Annotated in this window: 6 protein-coding genes; 4 read left to right on the plus strand and 2 right to left on the minus strand. The window is 67.3% G+C overall.

Annotated features, from left to right (window positions below; translation table 11 throughout):
* Nucleotides 1-98 precede the first annotated feature (98 nt).
* Entirely contained in the window at nucleotides 99-1,037 is a 939-nt protein-coding gene (locus Vau01_RS47780; RefSeq protein WP_204007442.1) for a hypothetical protein, read from the plus strand.
* 100 nt (nucleotides 1,038-1,137) lie between these two features.
* On the opposite strand, the gene Vau01_RS47785 is transcribed toward Vau01_RS47780, so the two are convergent.
* Nucleotides 1,138-1,680 (minus strand): hypothetical protein, encoded by a 543-nt coding sequence (locus Vau01_RS47785; protein WP_204007444.1) that lies wholly within the window; start codon nucleotides 1,678-1,680, stop codon nucleotides 1,138-1,140.
* 809 nt (nucleotides 1,681-2,489) lie between these two features.
* Entirely contained in the window at nucleotides 2,490-4,679 is a 2,190-nt protein-coding gene (locus tag Vau01_RS47790) for an NACHT domain-containing protein (RefSeq protein WP_204007446.1), read from the minus strand.
* A 334-nt stretch (nucleotides 4,680-5,013) separates the two neighbouring features.
* Between Vau01_RS47790 and Vau01_RS47795 the strand changes: the two genes are divergently transcribed.
* From Vau01_RS47795 to Vau01_RS47805, 3 genes are all read left to right on the plus strand, one after another.
* Nucleotides 5,014-5,475, plus strand: a complete 462-nt coding sequence (locus tag Vau01_RS47795) for a hypothetical protein (RefSeq protein ID WP_204007448.1) — start codon at nucleotides 5,014-5,016, stop codon at nucleotides 5,473-5,475.
* A 167-nt stretch (nucleotides 5,476-5,642) separates the two neighbouring features.
* On the plus strand, nucleotides 5,643-6,362 hold the full coding sequence (locus Vau01_RS47800; protein WP_204007450.1) for a hypothetical protein: 720 nt from the start codon (nucleotides 5,643-5,645) through the stop codon (nucleotides 6,360-6,362).
* A 115-nt stretch (nucleotides 6,363-6,477) separates the two neighbouring features.
* Nucleotides 6,478-6,840 carry a hypothetical protein gene (locus Vau01_RS47805; protein ID WP_204007452.1) on the plus strand — a complete coding sequence of 121 codons (363 nt, stop codon included), beginning with the start codon at nucleotides 6,478-6,480 and terminating at the stop codon, nucleotides 6,838-6,840.
* Nucleotides 6,841-7,231 lie beyond the last annotated feature (391 nt).

Consider the following 7,231-nt stretch of genomic DNA (forward strand, 5'->3'; position numbering starts at 1 on the left):
ATCCACGCCGGTGCGCACGCAGCCGTGGCTGTCTGCGACGGCTCATCTCTTCCCGTTGTTCCGGTACGAGCGGGACCCATCAACAAAGGAGCGACGAAATGCACCAGTGTGCCGTGCGGATCGAACATGGCTACCACCTGATCGACACCAGCGCCTGGGTTCGCCAGCGCACCGGCGACCCACTGCCGGAGCTGACCGACGCCCTCGGCGAACTCACCCATCACCCCCTCTTCGCCCTGTACCAGCCGCAGATGGACACCACCGCCCGGATGCAGCTGTGGTGCGCCGCCCGAGGCTGGACCAGCAGCGAGGAAACCACCTTCTACCACGACCAGTCGTCGCTGACCGAGCCGGTGAGCATCGTGCTGGCCGTCGACGACTCGGACGGGGCGGAGAAGGCCGCGTACACGCTCGTGCAGGTCGGTGACGACGCACCGCAGGTCTACCTGGACGTGACCACCGACGACGGCTACTGGCTGCAGGTCGAGCCGGTCGACATCGTCTGCCCGACGGGGCACCGGTGGACCTGGCTGGACCAGACCAGCCTGCTCGACGCGGCCGGTGGCTACGTCCCGTTCGCGGACCTGTTCGGCCATCGACCGGGCGCGCCGTACGCCGAGTGCCGCGCCTGCCTCGCCTACGACGACGGCGAGCGGGACGAGCCGTGCCGGTGCGAGAGCCGCTGGACCATCTACTGCCCGACCTGCGACCGGCGGTGCCGGCTCGAACGGCCAGGTGCCACCGATGCTGGGCGGCCACCCATCGGGCGGAGTGCGCTGACTGCGGACGCCAACGGAAGATCATCACTCGAACCCGTGCCGGGCTGCCGCTGTGCCGTGACTGCAACCCGCGCCGCGGCGGTCCCGTACTGTGCGATGGCTGCGGCAGGGAAGGCGCGCACCCTAGCGTCGACGCTGAGGGCCGGCCCCAGTGCGCGGACCCTCGCCAACACCCAGCTCCGAGAGGAAAACCACCAACTCCGTCGGCAGGCGACGCGCCCCACCAACCTGCGTGTCCTCCTACCGGGCGGCGGATGATCACAGCGACCTGTTCGTCCACAGATCAACCTGGATGATCGATCCGAAGCGCAGCCTGCAGCTCCGGCGCCGATCCCTCTTCGTCGTCTTCGAACGGACGTCACCCAACTGCGGGGCGATGCACGACCTCGGTCCACGTCGCCGCGTACAAAATCGACGTCAATGGACCCGTGGGCAGGTCAAACAACGACAGATCCGGCACCCCTAGGAAGGCAAGCAGGCACGTCCTGCCTAACGCCGCGGCAGCCTCGACGAAATCTGACTGCTCCGCCGGAGCGCTCTTGGCAAACGCCTGCTCGATGGCCTGTCGATTCGACTCAATCTGATCGAGCGAATGTCTCTTGGCCAACTGCGATACCTCCCACCACTCCATATCGGCCGGCCGGGCACGAGCATCCTCGGCCTGTCGAATCCGGAGCGAGATGTGGTCGGTGGCCTTTCCAAGCGCCTCTTTAAGATTGAAACCCGCTGGTGAGTTGGCCTCGTCCGGTACCTCGCCGGTGGCTTGGGGCAACAGCTCGCCGTCCGGAACCCCTCGCGCCAACACCGGAAAAGGCGTGTCGCGCTTCGGCAGGTCGATACGCGGTTTGTCGATTCCATCCGGCCTGCGCTCCCGGGGGACCTCACGGAATCCGAATTCCATACACACACGGTAACCGGATCGTCAAGCGTCGGTAACATCCCGGTCTCGACGCCGTTCAGCGCCATTTGGCGCACGGAGGCACATGTCGATGCGCGGTCGCGGCAGGCGTAGCGATCCGGCAGGCGATCGAGATCATCCGCGACGACATCCTCGCTCGTTCCGCGAGTTGCTCGCCGGCCTCACCCCGACCGGCCGACGCGCTGATCCGTCCCAGGCGCACGAACCATCGTTTCGCCTGGCACTCCTCGGTCTCAATCGCCATCACATCAACAGGCGCGAGACATACGGCGGCTGAACAGCTTGACAGATCACATAACTGTGACCTTCAGCCGTACTTGTCACCAACTGGCGGCGGCGAGCTGTTGCCTCGGCCGTCGCTGTCAGCGGTAGTTGTCACAGGCTTTCAGGGACAATTGTCACCAATCGAGTTTCAAGATTGTTGTCACCGGTTCGGCGCGTCATTGCGCACGTGCGACAGCGATCCGGTTCGATGGCTGATGGTTCCGATCGAGCAAGGCGGAGCTGCGTCTGATCAACTGGTGACCCGTCGGTCAGCCTCGGCTGTGATCGGTCAGCTGGGGCTGGCTCTGCCAGGCTTGGAACGCGGCGGAGTCGGCGATGTCGGCTAGTCCGGGGAATTGTGGCCGGCGGGTCAGTTACCTGCTGGGCGGTGCGGTAGGCGTCGTCGGTGCGGCCGGTCCTGAGATGCAGCGCGACAATGACGCGCGGAACCAGTCGTGTGCTGGGTTGTCCGGCTCAGCGCGGGTGCGAGCGGCCAGGCTGCAGGGAGCTGCTCCATGTGGTTGCGATCACGCCGCTGTAGGGTGTCGAGCGTGCGCTGGCCTGTCAGCGGATAGGGCGAGTTGGTCTTGCAGCCGTGCGTGGCGGAACTGGTAGACGCCGCCGGTCTGGCGTAGCAGTCCGCGATGGTGGGCTTCCTGCAGTGCGGAGATCAGCCGGAGCGGCGTGTCCAGTTGGGCGGCCAGGATTATTTTGATGATGGTGAATCGTCCCCAGGGCGATACGGTCGCGGCGAGCGCGAGGCCGAGGCTGAGGCCGAGCTGTGGCTTGTAGGCTGAGAATATTCCGAGGATCAGGAACAGTAGTCCCGTGGCGAGGACGCTCATGACAGCGAAGTTGCGGTCCTCCCGTAGTAGCCGGCCGGGGCTCGGGGCGCGCTGGGTTTGGTGGCTGCCGACGAACACAGCGAAGAGGGCGGGTAGGACTCCGATGCCGAGTACCGCGGCCCACAGGACGGTGTCGATGGCGATGTCGTATGCGTTGACGATAAGGAGTGCGAATCCGACGACGAGCGTGGCTACGCTGTAGATCTTGACGCCGAGTAGGAGCCTGGCGCGGTCGATGTTGAGATCGAGCCGTCTCGGCGCTGCGGCTTTGATGCTGAGGACGCTGTAGACGAGCCCGTAGAGCAGACCGCTGCCAACGGGGCTTATCCACGTTACGTGCTCGTAGCGCAGGTGAAACCAGGTGGCGGCGAGAACGGCTATCACGCAGCCGAAGGCCCAGCCGGGCCAGGACGCCGACCGTGGGACCATCGCCGCGACGGTGGAAGCGATTCCAATGATCAGTGTGGCGGCGAGTGTCGCAGGCACGAAGCCGACGGCCTCGTCGTCAAGGAGCAATGGGAGATCGGTTGCCAGCCGTGCCGCGAGGTAGATGCCCGCGCTGGCCAGGCCGATCATGAGCGATAGTCCCACCGGGCTGACCATCTGGTCCAGCCGCCACCAGGCAATGTCAAAGGTACCGGCGATCTGGAGTCGTCGGGCCAGTTTGGTCAGCCACCGCTGCGCCCGGTCGGCGTACTCGGGCGACCGCTGCCCGTACACCGGGTTGATTCCGGTGTATACCGCGCGGACGACACGGCCGAGCAGGTGCCGTTCGACGGCCTCTCGGCCCGCCACATATGGCGTGGTCAACAACTCGGACGGGGTCGTGCAGGCGTTGTGGTAGACGCTGCGGGCCAGCCAGGTCATCAGCGGCGTGGCCAACGCCGCCGCGAGCGGGCCGTCCGGACTGTGCCTCAGGTGTTCGAATACGCCGTTCCAACGCTCCGGCTGTTGAACTCCGTCATGCAGGTAGGAGACGACGTCGGCCGGCATCAGCGGCAGCAGCTCAACAACCGGGGTCCGGGCGAGCGGGCCGACCTGCGCCGTGGCACGTTCATACTCCTCGATCCGGCTGGTCAGAACCAGCTGTTGGCCGGAACTCAGGTATCCGGCGGCGGCCACTAGCGCGTCCGGTCGGTGATCGGCGGCCATTTCATCGAGGCCGTCGAGGATGGGCAGGACTTTGCCGGAGGCAACGAGTTCCCATGCCAGCGTGCGGACCGCCCCGCTGGCCGCGCGCACCGGCTGGGTGAGCGCACGATTGTCGGTGGCGAGGCGGCCGGCGAGCCAGTCGAGGAGAGGCCGATGTGGGTCCCAACCGGCGACGGAGAAGATGACGGGTACCGGCGATCGTGGCGACCCGTCTGCCAGCCACCGGTCCAACAGATCGAGCGCAAGCCGGACCACCAGTGTCGACTTACCCGAGCCTGGCTCACCGACGATGACCAGACGGCCAGGCGAATCTGAAGCGCTGAACACGTCGGCGACGCCTTCGAATGTCCCGTCCAACCGCAGCGCCCCGGCCCGAGGAGCGCCGCGGATCGCCCCCCAGCTCGCCATCACCGCCTGAGCCCGAGCTGTCACAGCCCACCGGACCGGCAACGGCCAAGGGTCCTGCACCTGCCTGGCCGATTGCTCCATCGACCACTGTTCCCGTTGAGCGACCGCAAGCGAACGTAAGGCAGCGGAGACCCGCTCCACCGCCTGCTCATGTGAACCGACCGATCCGTACCGCCACAACCACGCCAGCAACGGTGTGACAAGCGCGGCCACCGCAGCGGCCGCCGCCCCGACCTGCTGCGCCTGCCGCAAACCCGCAATCCCACCTGTCGCGACAACAACACCGAACCCGGTAATGGTCACGACCAGCACCAAGTAGAACCAACGCCTCGGATGCCGCGACCACACTGACACGGCCAAATCATGACTCGAACGACGCGCGAATTTGTGCAGATGGGGCAAATGATGCCGACGGGTGCACTGCCCGCCGGATCTCGTCTGTCAAGGGACAGCGGGATCTCCCCAGTGGTGGACAGTTCTCATGTCCGCCAGCCCGGACCAAACTGTCCGCCTACCCGGATTTTTCCGTGTCCGCTGGCACCCGCGCCGCCGCCGCAGTAACAAGCGCGCCACAGCGCCGGTGACAACTATCGCTGAAATGTGACATCTACGGCTGACGGTCACAATAACCGATCCGGTCCCTAGAGTGATCGGTGGTCGGATCCTGTTTCCAGGTCACGTCGGGACCATCTATCAGGCGAGCAACGCGGTGCTGACCGGCCGATCGACACCTCGCTACGTCACCGTCCTGCCGAACGGTACCAGCCTGTCAGACCGTGCGATGCAAAAGGTTCGGGCTCAAGAGGCCGGTCACTCCTATGTGGAGCGTCGACTGCTTGCCCTGGGGGCACGCCCGTTACGCGCCGGGACGGATCCGGCGCGGTGGCTGGCCGACGCCCTCAACGACGTCCACGCCGTGCGGCTGCGCCATCGCGGCTGCCTGCGCTACGCGATGCTCACCTCACGCGCCGCCCGCCGACAAGTCCGGATGCGGCTACCGAGCCACCAGTACGGCAAGCCCACGCACGCCGTGGGCACCCTCAACCGGCTCGCCGCCGACGGCCTGACGGGCCTGCGCTACCCGAAACAGGTCGACACCGACCGGTAGCACACCGGCCGGATCGGCCAGCACACCCGCATGCACGCTGCCGCCGCTCGCGGAGCGTGTCACTGCCACCCGGCCAGGGACGGGTCACCGTACGCGCATCCAGGGGCGGCCACACCGAAGCCACGTCTCAGATACCCAAATCCCTTGCGAAAGAAGGTCGTCCACGCATGTCCACATCCGCCACTACAGCCACCGGTGAAGCCGCATCCCGGAAGCCGGGGCCGGTGAAGGTCACCGTCTACCACAACGACGACGCCGGGTTCCGGCCGTACGAGGACGGGCACGTGCTCACCGCCGTCACCAGCCACTGGCTCGACACGCCCGACCGCGACCCCGCCGCCGTCGGCGACTGGGTGTTCCACGTCTTCAACGCCGACCTCGACCTGCTGGAAACCCAGCGGCAGAACCCGGGCGGGGAAACCGCCTTCCTCGCCGCATGCGTATACCGGCTGCTACGACACCGGTCCGTATCGGTCGGCGACGTCATCGCGGTCGAGACCGAATCGCAGACCCACTGGCTGGCCTGCGACCCGTTCGGATGGCGGCCCATCGCTGCGCCGGCACCGACCAACCGGTCCGGCCAGCCGCTATCCGCGGCCGGTGTCTACGACCACATCGCCACCCAGCGGCCGACCAGTAAAGCGGCCACGGCGGCACGCCCGCGCGACGAACAGGAGGACCCCCGCGTGGACGCCGAACGCACCCGACACATGTACACAGTCACCGCGCAGATCGCCGTGGACGCGGAGGCGGACCTGGCCGACCCGTTCGCCCGCTTCGCGGTCTTCCGCGCCCTGGCCGACAAACTCACCGCGGCACCAATCGAGCTGGACACACCGTTCGGCGCCGCCACCGCCCGGATCGTTCTGGTGACCGCCGTGGCCTGAACCCGTGCGCTGCGCTTCCCAGGTCGGCCGCCACCAGTCTGCGCCGCGTTGGCCGCCGGCCGGCACCACCACCGATTCCCTTGACTGCCTCGAATCCCTGAGACGGAGGCGACGAATGCCCCACGACCACATCGGCGTCATGCTCGACGCGCTGCTGGCCGTCCCGCTACCGGACGGCTACACCCACGCCCGCCGCGACCGGCACGACCCGGTGATCGATCACACCTTCCGCGACGTCACCATCAGCCCGGCCGGCGTGGACCCATCCACCTTCACCTTCGGCATACCCGGCGCCTACGCCCACATCAGCGTCGAGGACGGCGGCGACACCTACACCGTCGGGGTCTTCGCCACCAGGGTCGGCTACGAGGTTCAGAGCGCCGGCCACGTCGTGCACTTCACCGCCGCACACGACGCCGTGCGCTGCGCCCTGGGCTACCTGCGCGGCGAACTGGAGAGCCAGCAACGCGGCTGGTGACCTGACCCGACGGCGATAGTCCGGCAACACTCGCCGTCGTCGGACCCGACCCGTGACGGCCGCCCGCAATGGGCCGGGTCACGCACATGTGCGCGCCGCACGCCTGCGGACCCGACCCGGGCGGCCGAGCGGCGAACGCCGGCCGAACCGCGAACCCCACAACCACAACCACGACCACAACCACCGCGATGTTGTCGCGGTCCCAACCGTGTGCCTGCGGGCAGGCTGGGGCCGCGTGGTCCCAGCCCGTCCGCCGCCACACCGGCGGGGAAACGGAGGGGCCCACCGTGGCCACACGAACCAGAACCGAGCACGCCAAGGCCAAGCAGGACAAGGCTGCGCCGCGCAAGGCCAAGCAGACCGATGAGGAGCGCGAGGCGCTCCTCACGAA

This window comes from Virgisporangium aurantiacum, from assembly GCF_016863635.1.
GTDB classification, from domain to species: domain Bacteria; phylum Actinomycetota; class Actinomycetes; order Mycobacteriales; family Micromonosporaceae; genus Virgisporangium; species Virgisporangium aurantiacum.